Source organism: Methylobacterium komagatae, assembly GCF_042661665.1.
Lineage (GTDB): Bacteria > Pseudomonadota > Alphaproteobacteria > Rhizobiales > Beijerinckiaceae > Methylobacterium > Methylobacterium komagatae.
Genome location: NZ_JBHSWN010000001.1, coordinates 1,642,118 through 1,657,942 on the forward strand (window position 1 = coordinate 1,642,118; position 15,825 = coordinate 1,657,942).

At 67.7% G+C, this 15,825-nt stretch carries 11 protein-coding genes and 2 pseudogenes; 5 read left to right on the top strand and 8 right to left on the bottom strand.

What is annotated here, in order from left to right:
- The first annotated feature begins 109 nt into the window (after positions 1-109).
- Complete coding sequence (locus tag ACFQE0_RS07960) at positions 110-397, top strand: GIY-YIG nuclease family protein (protein WP_378975371.1); 288 nt, start codon at positions 110-112, stop codon at positions 395-397.
- A 66-nt stretch (positions 398-463) separates the two neighbouring features.
- Here ACFQE0_RS07960 and polA read toward each other — a convergent pair whose 3' ends face one another.
- From polA to ACFQE0_RS07985, 5 genes are all read right to left on the bottom strand, one after another.
- A complete protein-coding gene (gene polA / locus ACFQE0_RS07965) occupies positions 464-3,595 on the bottom strand; it encodes a DNA polymerase I (protein ID WP_378968630.1) in 3,132 nt (1,043 codons plus the stop codon).
- Between the two features lie 189 nt (positions 3,596-3,784).
- Entirely contained in the window at positions 3,785-4,039 is a 255-nt protein-coding gene (locus tag ACFQE0_RS07970) for a hypothetical protein (RefSeq protein WP_378968632.1), read from the bottom strand.
- A gap of 134 nt (positions 4,040-4,173) precedes the next feature.
- Complete coding sequence (locus ACFQE0_RS07975; protein WP_378968635.1) at positions 4,174-5,712, bottom strand: UdgX family uracil-DNA binding protein; 1,539 nt, start codon at positions 5,710-5,712, stop codon at positions 4,174-4,176.
- A complete protein-coding gene (locus ACFQE0_RS07980) occupies positions 5,712-6,923 on the bottom strand; it encodes a putative DNA modification/repair radical SAM protein (protein WP_378968637.1) in 1,212 nt (403 codons plus the stop codon). The genes ACFQE0_RS07975 and ACFQE0_RS07980 overlap by 1 nt, the downstream gene beginning before the upstream one ends.
- Before the next feature lie 87 nt (positions 6,924-7,010).
- Positions 7,011-7,523: a regulatory protein RecX gene (locus ACFQE0_RS07985; RefSeq protein WP_378968639.1), complete on the bottom strand. Its 513-nt coding sequence runs from the start codon at positions 7,521-7,523 to the stop codon at positions 7,011-7,013.
- A gap of 200 nt (positions 7,524-7,723) precedes the next feature.
- Here ACFQE0_RS07985 and ACFQE0_RS07990 point away from each other — a divergent pair.
- Both ACFQE0_RS07990 and ACFQE0_RS07995 read left to right on the top strand, forming a co-directional pair.
- A pseudogene (locus ACFQE0_RS07990) lies at positions 7,724-9,126 on the top strand (TAXI family TRAP transporter solute-binding subunit).
- A 63-nt stretch (positions 9,127-9,189) separates the two neighbouring features.
- Complete coding sequence (locus ACFQE0_RS07995; protein WP_378968641.1) at positions 9,190-10,596, top strand: TAXI family TRAP transporter solute-binding subunit; 1,407 nt, start codon at positions 9,190-9,192, stop codon at positions 10,594-10,596.
- A 10-nt stretch (positions 10,597-10,606) separates the two neighbouring features.
- Here ACFQE0_RS07995 and ACFQE0_RS08000 read toward each other — a convergent pair whose 3' ends face one another.
- Positions 10,607-11,572 (bottom strand): aliphatic sulfonate ABC transporter substrate-binding protein, encoded by a 966-nt coding sequence (locus ACFQE0_RS08000; protein ID WP_378968643.1) that lies wholly within the window; start codon positions 11,570-11,572, stop codon positions 10,607-10,609.
- Positions 11,573-11,729: 157 nt separating this feature from the next.
- Here ACFQE0_RS08000 and ACFQE0_RS08005 point away from each other — a divergent pair, with 157 nt between their 5' ends.
- Entirely contained in the window at positions 11,730-14,522 is a 2,793-nt protein-coding gene (locus ACFQE0_RS08005; protein ID WP_378975373.1) for a [protein-PII] uridylyltransferase, read from the top strand.
- Positions 14,523-14,633: 111 nt separating this feature from the next.
- Positions 14,634-15,225, top strand: a pseudogene (gene grpE / locus ACFQE0_RS08010) (nucleotide exchange factor GrpE).
- A gap of 10 nt (positions 15,226-15,235) precedes the next feature.
- Here the strand turns inward: grpE and ACFQE0_RS08015 are convergent.
- Together ACFQE0_RS08015 and ACFQE0_RS08020 are read right to left on the bottom strand one after the other, a co-directional pair.
- Positions 15,236-15,433 carry a hypothetical protein gene (locus tag ACFQE0_RS08015; RefSeq protein ID WP_378968645.1) on the bottom strand — a complete coding sequence of 66 codons (198 nt, stop codon included), beginning with the start codon at positions 15,431-15,433 and terminating at the stop codon, positions 15,236-15,238.
- Between the two features lie 74 nt (positions 15,434-15,507).
- A complete protein-coding gene (locus ACFQE0_RS08020; protein WP_378968647.1) occupies positions 15,508-15,654 on the bottom strand; it encodes a hypothetical protein in 147 nt (48 codons plus the stop codon).
- Positions 15,655-15,825 lie beyond the last annotated feature (171 nt).

The window sequence follows — 15,825 nt, forward strand, 5'->3', positions numbered from 1 at the left end:
ATGGATAACGAAGAAGGATCCTGTGGACACAACGCTTCCCGTCTTTGCGAGCAAAGCGAAGCAATCCAGGGATCCGCGACCTCCAACGCAAGCCATGGCAGGAGCCGCATTGCGTGCGCCGAACGTCTACATCATGGCCAGCCGCCGGAACGGTACGCTCTATGTCGGCGTGACGTCCGATCTTGCCCGGCGGGCCTACGAACACCGGGAAGGATTGCTTCCGGGATTCACGCGACAATACGGCTGCAAGCTGCTGGTCTGGTACGAATCCTATGGCCTGATGACCGAGGCGATCGACCGCGAGAAGCAGATCAAAGCCGGATCACGCAAGCGGAAGATCGCGCTCATCGAGGCGATGAACCCCGATTGGGCCGATCTGTACCCCGGCCTTGCGTGACAGCGTGCGTCGTCGCGGAACCCTGGATTGCTTCGCTTCGCTCGCAATGACGGCGGCGATTCGGCCTCAATGCGCCTCCTGCCAATTCCCCGCTGCCTTGGCTTCCACCACCAGCGGCACCCTGAGCGTCAGGGCCGGGGAGGGGGCCTCTTCCATGATGGAGGAGATGATCGGGATCGCCGTCTCGACCTCGTCCTCGCGCGCTTCGAACACCAGTTCGTCGTGGACCTGCAGCAGCATGGTCACGCCGAGGCGTTTGGCTGCAAGGGCAGTCTCCATACGGGTCATCGCCCGGCGGATGATGTCGGCCGCGCTGCCCTGGATCGGGGCATTGATCGCTTGCCGCTCCACGCTCGCGCGCTCGGATGGGTTGTTCGAGCGGATCTGCGGGTAGTGGCACACCCGGCCGAACAGGGTGGTGACGTAGCCCTTGTCCCGGCAACTGCGCTTCGTCGTGTCGATGTAGTCCCGGATGCCGGGGAACTGCTCGAAATACTGCTTGATGAAGGCCGAAGCCTCCTCGCGGCCGATGCCGAGGCGGTCGGCGAGACCGAAGGCCGAGATGCCATAGATGATGCCGAAATTGATCGTCTTCGCCCGGCGGCGCAGATCCGGCGTCATCTCCTTCAGCGGTACGCCGAACATGGCGGAAGCCGTGGCTGCGTGGATGTCGATGCCGTCCTCGAAGGCTTTGCGCAGTTCGGGGATGTCGGCCATGTGAGCCAACAGCCGCAACTCGATCTGCGAATAGTCGGCCGAGATCAGCTTCATGCCCGGCGCCGCCACGAAGGCCCGGCGAATGCGGCGCCCTTCCTCCGTGCGCACGGGGATGTTCTGCAAATTCGGCTCGGAGGAGGAGAGCCGCCCCGTCGTCGTCGCGGCCAGCGAGAACGAGGTGTGGACCCGCTGCGTCTCCCGGTCGGCATGGGTCTGGAGCGAGTCGGTGTAGGTCGATTTCAGCTTCGAGAGCTGCCGCCATTCGAGGATCTTCTTCGGCAGCTCGTGCCCCGCCTGGGCCAGCTCCTCCAACAGCGTCGCGGGCGTGGCCCATTGGCCGGAGGGCGTCTTCTTGGCGCCGGGCAGGCCCATCTTGCCGAACAGGATGTCGCCGATCTGCTTCGGCGAGCCGACAGAGAATTTCTCCCCGGCATCCTCCTGGATCTCTTCCTCGAGACGCACGAGGATCTGGGAGAAATCGCCCGACAGGCGGCTCAGCATGTCCCGGTCGACGCGGATGCCCGCCATCTCCATCCGGGCGATGACCGGCAGGAGCGGCCGCTCCAGCGTCTCGTAGACGGCGACGCGCTTCTCGGCGACGAGGCGTGGCTTCATCATCCGCCACAGGCGCAGCGTCACGTCCGCATCCTCGGCGGCGTAGGCGGTGGCCTTGTCGAGGGCGACCCGGTCGAAGGTGACCTTGGCACGGCCGGTCCCGGCGACATCCGAGAAGGTGATCGGCTGGTGGCCGAGATGGCGGCGGGCGAGTTCGTCCATGCCGTGCCCGCCCTTGCCGGCATCGAGCACGTAGGAAATCAGCATCGTGTCGTCCAACGGCGCGACCTCGATGCCGTGCCGGGAGAACACGACCCAATCGTATTTCAGGTTCTGCCCGACCTTGAGCACGCTGGGATTTTCGAGAAGCGGCTTCAGCCGGGCGATGGCGTCGGCCAGCGGGATCTGGCCGGGCACCGGCTCCACCACGTCGCTCGCCGCCGCGCCCTGACCGAACAGGTCACCGGCATCTGTCGTCGGTCCGGTCGCGGTCCGCAGATGGGCCAGGGGAATGTAGCAGGCGCGCCCGGGCGCCACCGCCAGGGACACGCCGACGAGCCCCGCACGGAAGGAATCGAGCGAGTCGGTCTCGGTATCGACCGCGACCACCCCGGCTTCTTCGGCCTCGGCGATCCAGGCGTCGAGCTGCTCGATCGACATCACCGTTTCGTAGGCGGCGGTATCGAACGGCTTCACCGCCTCGCCCGCCCGTGCCGCCACGAGGGCCCCCGGCGTCGGCTCGGCGGGACCACGGGGCTTCGGCGCCTCGTCCGGCAGGCCGAGATCAGCGAACGGATCGACCTCGCCCGCCTCGGGCGGAGCTGCGCCCGGCGGACGCTCGGCCCCGGCCGCAGCGGTCTCGGGGTCCGGCGGCACGCTGTCGCCGAAGAACGGCACCGCTTCGCCGCCTTGCCCCTTCGCGCCAGGCACCAGAGACGGGTCGGGCTTCACCTTCTCCGGATCGACATGGAGCATCTGCGCGATACGCCGTGTCAGGGTGTTGAACTCCATCGCCTTCAGGAAGCCGACGAGCTTCTCCGGGTCGGGCTTCGGCACACCGAGGTCATCGAGGTCGACGGGGACCGGTACGTCCTCCATCAGCGCGACGAGCTTTCGTGAAAGCTTGGCCTGATCGATGTTGGCGAGCAGCGTCTCCCGGCGCTTCGGCTGCTTGATCTCGCCCGCCCGCTCCAGCAGCGCGTCGAGGGAGCCGAACTCCTTGATGAGGGCGGCGGCGGTCTTCAGGCCGATGCCGGGGACGCCGGGCACGTTGTCCGAGGTGTCGCCGATCAGCGCCAGCGCATCGCCGATCTGGTTAGGGCTCAGGCCCTCCCACTTGGCGATGATCGCCTCGACATCGAGGTTGCGCTCGGGCCGGTAGCCCGGCTTCCCCTTGGCGCCGGATTCGAAATCGTAGAACCGCACCAGCGGCCCGACGAGCTGCATCAGGTCCTTGTCGGAGGAGACGATGATGACGCCCGCGCCCCGCGCCTCGGCCTGCCGGGCATAGGTGGCGATGAGGTCGTCGGCCTCGTAGCGCTCCAACTCCACGGCGTGCAGGCCGAAGGCGCGCACCGCGTCGCGCATCAGCGGCATCTGACGCTTCAGGTCGTCGGGGGCATCGGGGCGGTGGCCCTTGTAATCGGGGAACATTTCCTTGCGGAACGAGCCCTCCGACTTGTCGAAGACGATGCCGAGATGAGTCGGCATGATACCTGCCGCGCCATCCTGCAGGAACTGGGCGATCTTGGTACAGAACAACCGCACTGCCCCGGTCGGCAGGCCGTCCGAGGGTCTAGAATTGTACTTCTGGTCCTGGTTGATCGACTGGAAATAGGCCCGGAAAATGAACGACGATCCATCGACCAGGATCACCTGATCGCCGGGGCCGACTGGCTTCGAGGCGGGAGCGGTCTCGGCGGTCATGGAGGCTGGTGGCTCGCGGGATTTCATCAACGATTTGGCGCGCGCCCGAGTTCGGCCTCGGCCGCCGCGACGAACGACGCGCCCTGTCGTGGCGGCTTCGCCGAAGGTTGTCCAGCGGATGGCAAACGCAAAAACAAGCGGCGGGGCACTTGCGCCCCGCCGCCTCGCTCACTCCCGGTCGCAACGTTCTCAGCAGCGGTTGCCGCCGCTGGTCTGACCGTATTGCTTGACCGGCCGGGTCTGCTGGTTGGCGTTGCCCTCGGCGGCCGAGCTCGGGCGGCAATAGCCGGGATGGGCCTCGTAGAAGGGGGTATCGTGGACGCCGATCGAGCCGGTGTAGAGCGGGCCGGTGTCACGAGCGAACGGATAGGCCATCGCGGAGGTGACAGGAGCGGCGGCGCCGATGACGAGAGCGGCGATTGTAGCGGCAATGCGGGTCTTCATGGCTATATCTCTCTCCGTGTGCAGCACGGATCGGTTGTTCCGCCCGCTTCGTCTGTCATGAGAGAGATATGGATGGCTCTTTCCCGGAGCGACGTGCCTGCTCGCACGCGGCACGAGGGATTAAAACGGTTCGCTTAAGCGGCAAGCTCGGCGCCGAGCGCGGCAACACGCTTCAGGTCCTCCAGAAAGGCGGCGTAAGCCTCCTCTTTCGCTTCGTCGGGCAGGCGAAGCAGATAGGAGGGGTGAACCGTGATGTAGCCCTGGAAGCGGTTGTCCAGCCGGTCGAAGCGGAACGGTCCTCGTGACCGGGTGATCGGGATCGACTTGCCCGTCAAGGCCAGCACGGCGGTGGCGCCCAAAGCCACGACGAGCTTCGGCGCTACGAAATCCAACTCCCGGTCGAGCCACCAGCGGTAATGGCTGACTTCGCCGGCCGTGGGCTTCTCATGGATGCGGCGCTTGCCGCGCAGCGTGAATTTGAAGTGCTTCACCGCGTTGGTGAGGTAGCTCGCCTCCCGATCGATCCCGGCTTCCGCCATGGCGCGGGTCAGGAGCTGGCCCGCCGGGCCGATGAAGGGGCGGCCCTTCAGATCCTCCTGGTCGCCGGGCTGCTCGCCCACGAAGGCGACCGTGGCGCCGATCGGGCCTTCGCCCAGCACGGCCTGGGTCGCGCCCGGCACGAGGGGTTCGGTGCGGGCGATGATGGCGTTGAGGTCTTTCAGGCTCTTCGGGTCCTGATCGGCCATCGCGGCGACGGCTCGGGCGGGTTCGCGGCGTGCGGGCACGGTGGGCTCCCTCTCGATCATCTGCTCGGTCCGGGCCGAGGCCCCGCGTAGCAGGGCGGGAATGGCGGCCGTTTCCGGCATGTTGTGCCAGTACTTCTTCGGCATCTCGGCCTTCATCGCTCTCGGATTGACGCGAGCGGGGTTGAAGGTCGTCTCGTAGTAGGTCTGCCAGCCGGCTTCGAAGCCGTCCCCCTCGGGCAGGTCGGCCTTGCTGCCCGGCGGGCCATAGGACAGCACCTCGCCGTCCCAGATGGCCCGTCCCTCGGGCGTCAGGATGGTCCAGCGCATCCCGGCGAAGCGCCGCACGAAGAACGGCGCGGCGGCTTCGAGGATATGATGGTCGGGCTCGAACCACGCGACATAGCGCTCGCCCGCCTCACCCTCGATCCGGCGAAAGCGGAGGAAGGCGTGCATCTTGTGCAGATCTCGGCCGATGGCCTTCGCCATCCGGTGGAGGCGATGGACCAGCGGATCGCTCGCCACCTCCATCAGGTGCCGCTCGCCGTGGAGGCTGCGCCAGATCAGGCTGTAGAGCAGCCCGTACCGCTCGGGATCCCGGTGCGGCACGACGCGGGGGATCAGGGCGGCCACGGCCTTCGGCAGGACGAGGGGCGTCGCCGCGGCCGGAGGCGCATCGTCGCCGAACAGAGATGGCGTGGTCTCGACGGAGAAGGTGACGGCCTCCGGCGGCACGCCCTCGGCCGCGAGGCGCCGGGCGGCATCGCGAAACCCGGTGAGGTCGGCGCCGGGGCCGAGGAGGATGGTGCGGGAAACCGCCACGCCGTCATTGCGAGCAAAGCGAAGCAATCCAGCGGCGCCACCTTCGGAGACGTCCCGCTGCCCTGGATTGCTTCGCTGCGCTCGCAAAGACGGACTGGTTTTCTCCATCAGAACAGGCTCAGTTGCTCGGCCGGTTCCACGAGGCGTGTGCGCAGGTCTCCCCGGTCGATGAGCCCCACCGGCCGGTGATCTGCGGCCACGAGGAAGGGGCGCGCGCGCTTGAGGCTCGATGTCAGCCGGGCCACGTCGTCGAGGCGCAGGGTCGTATGCTTGCGCGCCTTGACGATCTTGTCGACGGCCCGCGCCCCGAGGCCGGGCACGCGCAGAAGCATCTCGCGGTCGGCCTTGTTCACATCGACGGGGAACTTGTCCCGGTTCTTCAGCGCCCAGGCGAGCTTCGGATCGATGTCGAGGGCCAGCATTCCGCCCTCGGAGGCCGAGGCGACCTCTTCCGCCGAGAACTCGTAATACCGCAGCAGCCAATCCGCTTGGTACAGCCGGTGCTCGCGGGCGAGCGGCGGCGGCTTCAGGGGTAGGATCTGCGACCCATCGGGGATCGGGCTGAAGGCCGAGTAATAAACCCGCTTCAAGCCGACGCTGCCGTAGAGGTTCTCGCTCTTGGCGATGAGCGCCGCATCGGTGGTGTCGTCGGCGCCGACGATCACCTGCGTCGAGTGCCCGGCGGGGGAGAAGCGGCGGCGCTCGGCCTTGGCCTCCAAGATCCGCTCGCCGATCTGCGCCATGGCGCCCTGGATCGCGGCACCGTCCTTCTCCGGCGCGAGCCGACCGAGGCTCGCCTCGGTCGGAAGCTCGACATTGATCGACAGACGGTCGGCATAGAGCCCCGCCTCCTCGATCAGCCACGGGCTCGCCTCGGGGATCGACTTCAGGTGAATGTAGCCCGCGAATCCGTGGTCCCGGCGCAGAGACTTGGCGACACGGGTGAGCAGTTCCATCGTGTGGTCGGGCGACTTGATGATGCCCGATGACAGGAACAAGCCTTCGATATAGTTGCGCTTGTAGAAGTTGACGGTGAGGTTCACCACCTCCTCGACCGTAAATTTCGCCCGCCGCACGTTCGAGGAGCGCCGGTTCACGCAATAGGCGCAATCGAACAGGCACCAATTGGTAAGCAGGATCTTCAACAGCGAGATGCAGCGCCCATCCGGCGTGTAGGCGTGGCAGATCCCGGCACCCGTCGTGGAGCCGAGCCCGTCCTTGCCCGCCGCACGCTTGGGCGCGCCGGACGATGAGCAGGAAGCGTCGTATTTCGCGGCATCGGCGAGGATGCGCAGTTTTGTCGCGAGAGCTTCGTCCATGGAACGGAAGATGAACACTCTATCCGGAGACACAAGGGGTAGACTCGGGGCCCGGGGCAATGCTCCCGAGCCGGATCGCCGCACCCCTCAGGGAACGTCGTCCGCCTCAACGATCCGCCGGGCGAGGGCGAAGGGAAAGCCCTGCCGTGCCAAGCTGCCGAGGTCGCGTTCGCGGTACTCGGCCCGCCGCGCCGCCGGGCGATAGGGACCGAGGCGGCGTCGTTTGGCATAAGCCCAGGCCGCCTTCTCCTCGCTGTCCTCCTCGCTCAGCGTCTCGCGCTCCGCCTCGATCACCGCCTCGACCACCTCGCGCGGGACACCCTTGGCCGCGAGCTTGGCGCTGGCCCCGCGGCGCGAAGAGCCCCGGCGGCGCAGGGCGGCGAGGCGCCCCTCGGCGAAGCGGGCATCATCCACCAGACCCGCCGAGACGGCGCGGGCGACGGTCGCCTCCACCATCGGCGCGAAGTCGGACGGTTCTTCGCCCCGCGCCCGCGCCCGCTTCTCGACCCGCCGGAGAAGCGTCCGGCGCAGCATCTCGGTGGAGGCGCTGTAGCGCTGCAGATAGTCGAGTGCAGCCCGTTCCAGCCATGCCGCGCTCACCGGTCGCGGCGGGGTGGGAGGTGTCTCCGGCCTGGAAGATGCAACGGAGGGGCGCTTCACGTGTTCTTCACGATCTGGACAGGTTTGCGCTTCATGAACGACCCATGGAACGCGCGCAACGCGACAGGCCGGGCTCCGTCCCTCCTCACGCCGTGCCGGGGGCACTGCAGAGGAGGCTGCGCTCTGCCGCAGCCATCCTGATGCGGCGCGAATGGCTCCTCCTGATGGTGGCGCTCGGTCTCGTCGTCCTGGCGAGCGGAGTGTTCTACCTGTCGCGCCCGACCACGCTCACCGTGGCGGTCGGTCCGCAGGATGGGCCGGAGGCCTCGCTGATCGACGCCTATGCGGCGGCCCTCGACCGGGCCCGTGAGGATGTCCGCCTCAAGGTGGTTCGCTACGAGGACGTGCGCGACAGCGGTCTCGCGCTCCAGCGCAACAAGGCCGACCTCGCCGTGGTGCGGCCCGATGTCTTCCTGCCCGAGAACGGCCTGACGCTGGCGATCCTGCACGACGAGGCCCTGCTCGTCGCCCGGCCGGAGCAGAGCGAGATCGACGACTTTCCCGATCTCGCCCGAAAGCGCCTCGGCATCGTGGTGCGGCACGGGGCGGATCTGCCCTTCCTCGCCAACGTCCTGTCCTTCTACGATCTCGTGCCCGATACGGCGACGGGCGAGGAGGCGGCCGAGCCGGGAGCCGGCCACGTCACGGTGGTGCCGCTCAAGTCCGGCGAGATCGCCCAAGCCATCGCGGACAAGCGCGTCGATGCGGTCGCGGTGATCGCGAGTCCGACCTCCAAGGTGGCGTCCACGGTGGTGCGGGCCGTTGAAACCGGGTCGCCCGAGCGCAAGATCGGCTTCGTCTCGATCCCCGACGGCGATGCCATCCTCCAGCGCTTCCCGGAGCTGCAATCGGTGACGATTCCCGCCGGGACGTTCGGCGGGCGGCCCAAGCGGCCCGAGGAAGAGATTCGCACGGTGGGCGCGTCCTACCGGCTGATGGCGCGGGGCACCGTGAGCCGGGTCGCCGTCGCCTCTGCGACGCAGCATCTGTTCGAGTGGCGCTCCCGCCTCGCCGCCGCCGCACCCATCGCCAAGCTGATGAAGGCGCCCGAGTTCGACACCACCGTCGCGGCCACCTCCGCACGGCTGCCGAACCACCCCGGCGCGGTTGATTATTTCGAGCGTGAGCAGCAGACCTTCCTCGATCGGTACGAGGACTACATCTACCTCGTCGCCTTCTTCGGCGGCACGATCGGCTCTGGCTTCGCGTGGCTCGGCCAGCGCCTCGCGCGCAAGCGCCGGGAGCGGATCGACATCGTCCTCGACCGGCTGCTCGACATCCTGCGCGAGATCCGCGCCGCCACGACCATGGCCGGCTCGATGCCATCGTGCTCGAGATCGACGACCTGATCGCCGACGTCGTCGCACAGACCCGCGAGCGTTCGATCGACATGCGCACCGTCAGCGCCCTGATCCTGGCGGTGGACGGCGTCCACGAAGCGGTGGGCGATGCGAGGCGGCGGATCGGCCTGCCCCCGGGTGACGTGCCCGAGCGCCGCCGCTCGGCCCAGCTCATGGCCCTGCACCTGCCCGCTGCCGAATAGCAGGGCACTCTAAGGCCACGTCTGCGTTGGGCCTGCGCACGCGTGCAGGACTAGCCCTTCCCCATGGCCTCTCTGACAGCCTTCGTGATGCGCCGCGAGGTGCTGCTCGTCGCCAGCGTCCTGCTGCTCGGACTGGCGGGCGCGGCAGCATGGTACCTGCTGCGGCCGACGACGCTCATCATCGCGGTCGCTCCGAAGGACGGCACCGAGCCGGGGCTCATCAAGGCCTATGCCGACGCCCTCGACGCGGGCAACGAGGGTATCCGCCTCAAGATCCTGTCCTTCGACGACGTGCGCGAGAGCGCCGCCGCCCTGCAGGACGGGCGGGCCGACCTCGCCGTGGTGCGGCCCGACGTGCTGCTGCCGACCAACGGCCTGACGCTGGCGATCCTGCGCGATCAGGCGATGATTCTGGCCTCGCCCGAGCCCTCAGGCATCAAGACCTTCGCCAAGCTCGGCGGTAAGCGCCTCGGCATCGGGGCGCAGAAGGACGCGGATTACTCGCTTCTCCGCAATCTTCTGTCCTATCACGGTCTTACCCTGGAGACGGCGCCCGCGGCCGGGCATCTGGGGGCCACCACGGTGCAACTCGTGCCCGTGGAGACGGAGGCCGTCGCGGCGGCCTTCAAGGAAAAGCGGATCGATGCCTTCCTCAGCATCATCGCGCCTTCGGCGCCCAAGGCCATCGCCCTCGTCGGCGCGGTGCGGTCGGTGGCGAAGGACGGCAAGGTCGAGTTCGTCGCCGTGGAGGACGACGACGCCATCATCGAACGCTTCCCGAAATTGCAGGCGGTGACGATCCCAGGCGGCCTGTTCACGGGGCGCCCGAAGCTCCCTGCCGACGACGTGAAGACGGTTGGCGCCTCCTACCGGCTCATGGCCCGTTCGACTCTCAGCCGGGTGGTCGCGGCGGATATCACCCAGCAATTGTTCGAAAAACGCACGGCGGCGGCGCTTCAGACCGATGCCGCCGAATACGTCCTCGCCCCGGCCTACGAGACGACCGCTGCGGCCACCAGCGCCCGCATTCCGATCCACCCCGGCGCGATCGACTATTACGAGCGCGAGCAGCACGGCTTCGTAGAGCGATATGGCGACACGCTTTATCTGCTCGGCGCCCTGGCGGGCGGCCTCGTCTCGGTGCTCGCCTGGGTGCGTCAGCGCCTGTCGAGCTTGCAGCACGAGCGCATCGACGACGTGATGGACCGGCTGATCGAGATCACCGGGCAGGCGAGATCGCTCACCGATCCCGCCGCCATCGAGGGGCTCACCATCGAGGTCGATCGCCTCGCCGCCGATGTGGTCCGCTATGCCCGCGAGCGGGAGCCAGATTCGCGCACCATGTCTGCGGTGGCGATCGCCATCGATACGGCCAGGGCGACGATCCACGATTGCCGCCTCGCCGCAACGGGCGAGATCCGCACGGCCCGGACGACCCATCTCCGGGTCGCGGAGATGGGCGAGGGATAGCTGGGGCCTCTTACGGGTTGAAGGCGGGGTCGATCAGCCCATCGACCGCCTTGGCCACGTCGACATCCGCCGCGATCACCCCGGCCTGCTGAAGGGCCAGACCGGCGGCGCGGATCGCGTCCGCCTGCGTCTTGCCGATGGCGGGTTGCGACAAGTCCGTGCGCTCCAACTGGCGGGCGACGACGGGCTCCGGCAGCTTGGTCGCGGCGACCAGGGCCGCCTTGAGGGCCGCCGGATCCTTCAGGGCCTCGGTGCGCACGCGCTCGTAGGCGGCGATCACCACCTTCACGAGGTCGGGATTCTCCTTGGCGAAGGCCTCGCGTACGTCGAGCACGCCCCAGGTGTTGGCGGCGGCGTCGCGGAAGAACAGCACGTCGTTGTTCTCGATCTCGGCGGCGGCCATCATCGGGTCGAGGCCCGCCCAGGCATCGACGTCGCCCCGGTCGAGGGCGGTGCGCCCGTCCGGATGCTGGAGCAGGACGAGCTTGGCGTCCTTCTCCGTCAGTCCGGCGCCTTGAAGAGCGCGGATCAGGAAGATGTGCGGGTCCGTGCCGCGGGTCACCGCCACGCGCTTGCCCTTCAAGTCGGCGGGCTTGGTGATGCCCGTATCCTTGCGGGTGACGAGGGCGGTCCATTCCGGCCGGGAGAATGCGTAGACCGCCTTGATCGGGTTGCCGTTGATCCGCGCCACGAGGGCGGCGGCCCCGGCGGTGGAGCCGATGTCGATGGCCCCGGCATTCAGGAATTCGAGGGCCTTGTTCGAGCCTAGGGACTGGACCCAGCGAACCTTGATGCCCTTCGCCTTCAGGGCGTCCTCGACGTAGCCACGCTCCTTGAGGAGGAGGCTGAGGGGGTTGTAGGTCGCCCAGTCGAGCCGGATCTCGGACGGGTCGGCGGCGGCGGCCGGGCCGCTCCCGCACAGGGCCAAGGCCAGGGCGGCGGCGGCCCCCAGGATCGAGCGGCGGACCAACGGCATCGAATCGTCTCCTCGGCTTGTCGTTTATACTGCCGAGCTAGAGCGCTTCGTTCGTTTTGTCAAACGTTTCGTCCGTCTTGCAGGACGAGAGACGGAGTTGTCCGCTGCGTCACGCAGGCATGACTGGCAACGTAGGCATATCATGCTAACGGGAGGCATGCTCGACCCCGTTGCAGAGCTCGACTCGCTCATCGCAGGCCTCGACCGGGACATCCGGGAGCCGACCCGGCTGCGCGCCGTCCTCGTGCCCGAATTGCGCCGGGTGATCGAGGCCGGCCACCGCCAGGCCGAAGAACGGCTCCTGCGCGATCGTAACGGCATGGAATGCGCGCAGAGCTTGTCGCGCCTCACCGACGCCGTGGTCCGTGCCATCCACGACGCCGTGGTCTGGCGCCTCTATCCCAACGACAATCCGACCACGGGCGAACAACTGGCGGTGGTGGCCACCGGCGGCTACGGCCGGGGCACGATGGCGCCGGGCTCGGACATCGATCTGCTGTTTCTGCTTCCCTACAAGCAGACCGCGTGGTCCGAGAGCGTCGTGGAGGCGATGCTCTACGTCCTGTGGGACCTGAAGCTGAAGGTCGGCCACGCCACCCGCTCGGTCGAGGAATGCCTGCGCGAGGGGCGTGCGGACATGACGATCCGCACGGCCTTGCTGGAAGCCCGCTACCTGTTCGGCTCGCGCATCCTGTTCGAGGAACTGGTGACGCGCTTCGATGCCGAGGTCATCGTCGGCTCGGCCTCCGAATTCGTCGAGGCCAAGCTGCGCGAGCGCGATACCCGCGTCGCCAAGGCGGGCATGTCGCGCTACCTCGTGGAGCCCAACGTCAAGGACGGGAAGGGTGGCCTGCGCGACCTCAACACCCTGTTCTGGATCGCGAAGTACACCTACCGGGTGCGCGACCAGAGCGAGCTCGTCGGCGCCGGGCTGTTCACGCCCGAGGAATACGCTTTGTTCGAGCGGTGCGACGAGTTCCTGTGGCGGGTGCGTTGCCACATGCACTTCGCCACGAAGCGCGCCGAGGAGCGCCTCTCCTTCGGCCTTCAGCCGCGCATCGCCGAACGGCTCGGCTACGAGTCGCGGGGCGGCCTGTCGGGCGTCGAGCGCTTCATGAAGGCGTATTTCCGCGTCGCCAAGGATGTCGGGGATCTCACCGCCATCGTCAGCGCCGAGATGGAGGCGCGCCACGCCAAGCGTACACCCGTGCTCGACCGCTGGATCGGCAAGTTCCGCGACCGTTTCCGTGCGACTTCCGTGGAGGCCGAGGATTTCTGGATCGACCACGGCCGGGTCAACCTGCGCTCGGAGGATGCGTTCGAGCGCGATCCGGTCAACCTGATCCGCCTGTTCTGGCTGGCCGACCGGCACAACGTGCCGATCCATCCGGATGCCAAGCGGCTCGCCACGCGCTCGCTGCGCCTCATCACACCCTCGCTGCGCGGGGACGAGGAGGCGAACCGGCTGTTCCTGGATATCCTGACCTCGCACAACGCCCCCGAGGAGGCGCTTCGCGAGATGAACGAGGCGGGCGTGCTCGGCCGGTTCATCCCGGATTTCGGCCGCGTCGTCGCGATGATGCAGTTCAACATGTACCACCACTTCACGGTGGACGAGCATCTCCTGCGCACGGTCGGCGTGCTGGCCGCGATTGAATCGGGCCGCGTCGAGGAGACCTATCCGCTGGTCACCCGGCTGATCCACGCGCACCACAACCGTCTGGCGCTCTACGTCGCGATCCTGCTGCACGACATCGCCAAGGGGCGGCCGGAGGACCATTCGGTGGCGGGTGCGCAGATCGCGCGCAAGCTCTGCCCGCGCTTCGGCCTGACCCCCGCCGAGACCGAGACGGTGGCGTGGCTGGTGGAGCACCACCTGCTCATGTCGATGACGGCCCAGAGCCGGGACCTTTCCGATCACAAAACGATCGAGCGCTTCGCCTCCATCGTCCAGAGCCTGGAGCGGCTGAAGCTGCTGACCATCCTCACCGTGGCGGACATCACCGCCGTGGGGCCGGGTGTGTGGACCGCGTGGAAGGGTACGCTGCTGCGTACCCTCTACGACGAGACCGAGGTCTATCTCTCCGGCGGCCATTCCGAGATCGCCCGCACCGACCGGGTGCGGCTGATCCAGATGAGCCTGCGCGAGCAGTTGCCGGATTGGGATTCGGCGGTGTTCGACGCCTACGCCGCCCGCCATAAGCAGGCCTACTGGCTGAAGGTCGACACCAACCGGCAGATCAAGAACGCGCAGCTCCTCCGCCGCACCGAGGAGGAGGGCCGCACCAGCGCCACCGAGGTCGGCCTCGATCCCGTGCGCGGGGTGACGGAGGTGACCGTCTATTCGCCGGATCATCCCCGTTTACTGGCCATCGTCACGGGAGCCTGCGCGGCGGCGGGTGCGAACATCGTCGACGCGCAGATCTTCACCACCACGGACGGCTTCGCCCTCGACACCTTCGTCATCTCCCGTGCCTTCGAGCGGGACGAGGACGAGTTGCGCCGCATGAAGCGCATCACCGACGTGATCGACCGGGCGCTGAAGGGCGAGATCCGCATCGCCGAACTGGTCGCCGATAAGCATCCGCCGACCAGCGCCCGTGCCAAGACCTTCCTCGTCGCGCCGGACGTGACCATCGACAACGCACTGTCGAGCCGGGAGACGGTGATCGAGGTGACCGGGCTCGACCGGCCGGGCCTGCTCTTCGATCTGACGAGCGCGCTCGGCGCGCTCAACCTGAACATCACCTCGGCGCATGTCGCGACCTTCGGCGAGCGGGCCGTGGACGTGTTCTACGTGACCGACCTCACCGGCACCCGCGTCACCCAGCCGGACCGGCAGGTCGCGATCCGCAAGTCGGTGTTGCAGGTCTTCGCCGCCGACGTGGCGATCCTGAAGGCCGAGGGGCTGGAAGCCCTCGTGACCACACCGCCGCTGCGGGAGACATGACCGAATCGGTCGCGAAGGCCTCTCATTGCAACGGCTTGGGTTGATTTCACGGGGGCGCGGCCTGATATCACGCCCGGTTTAACCCTGGACCGCCACTCTTTCGAAGATGCGATGACGAACGACGAGAAGTCTCAGGACGTCCCCTCCCAGGACGAGGCCGCGTCGGCTCCCGCCGACGCCTCCGTCGATCCCGTGGCCGAGGCCCTCGCCCTGCTCACCGCCGAGCGCGACGAGCTGAAGGATCGGATGCTGCGCACGCTCGCCGAGATGGAGAATCTCCGTCGGCGCACCGAGCGTGAGGTCGCCGACGCGCGCACCTATGCCGTGACGAACTTCGCCCGCGACATGCTCAACGTGGCCGACAACGTCCGCCGGGCGCTGGAGAGCGTGCCCGTCGACCAGCGCAACGCCGCCGAGGGCGCCCTGAAGGGGCTGATCGACGGCATCGAGCTCGACCGAGCGCGACCTCGTGAAGAACCTCGAGCGCCACGGCGTGAAGCCGGTGGAGCCCCAGGGCCAGAAGTTCGACCCGAATCGCCATCAGGCGATGTTCGAGGTGCCGAACGCCGAGGTGCCCGCCGGCACGGTCGTGCAGGTGGTCCAGACCGGCTACGTCATCGGCGACCGGGTCCTGCGCCCTGCGCTCGTCGGCGTCGCCAAGGGTGGCCCGAAGGCCGCCCCGAACCCCGCCGACGCGGCCTGAACTGTCGTTCCTAGCGGCCCGCCTGCAATGCGGCGGGTTCGCAAGGAAGGGCCGTTGCGAAATCCGAGATGAAGCGCGCGGTCTCGCGCGTCTTCTGCGGCGCGCGCGGGTCGCGCGCCACCCGGCCCGCCTCGACATGCAGCCTGTCGTTGCAGGTGCAGGATGGCAGAACGGCCGGATCGTCCGGCCAGCAGGCGTCGTGGTGCATGCAAGCCGTGTCGAGGGCGTCGATCGGCCGATAGGCAGGGCCGCGATTGCCCGGTCCGCAGTAATTTCCGTAGATCAGGAAACCCGGCCCGCGGGGGTGTTGATCGCCTCCTGAGCGATGGCGGCGGGTGCGGCCCCGGTTAGGGCGGCGGCGAGCGAGGCGCCGAAAACGCGGCGCAGGATACGGGTTCGAACGTTCGGCACGGCGTGGATCTCCGGCATCGCCCACTCTCCCTGCGAGCTAGGCCGGATCGGAACCTCGGCAATGACGTTCGGCCGGCTAACCGAAGATCTCACACTTTTCGCGACACGCATCCACTACTGAGAATTGCGCAACCGAAGTAGTTGAGCCGACGAAAAGCAATGTATCGATGCTTTCTCGGATACCTGCGC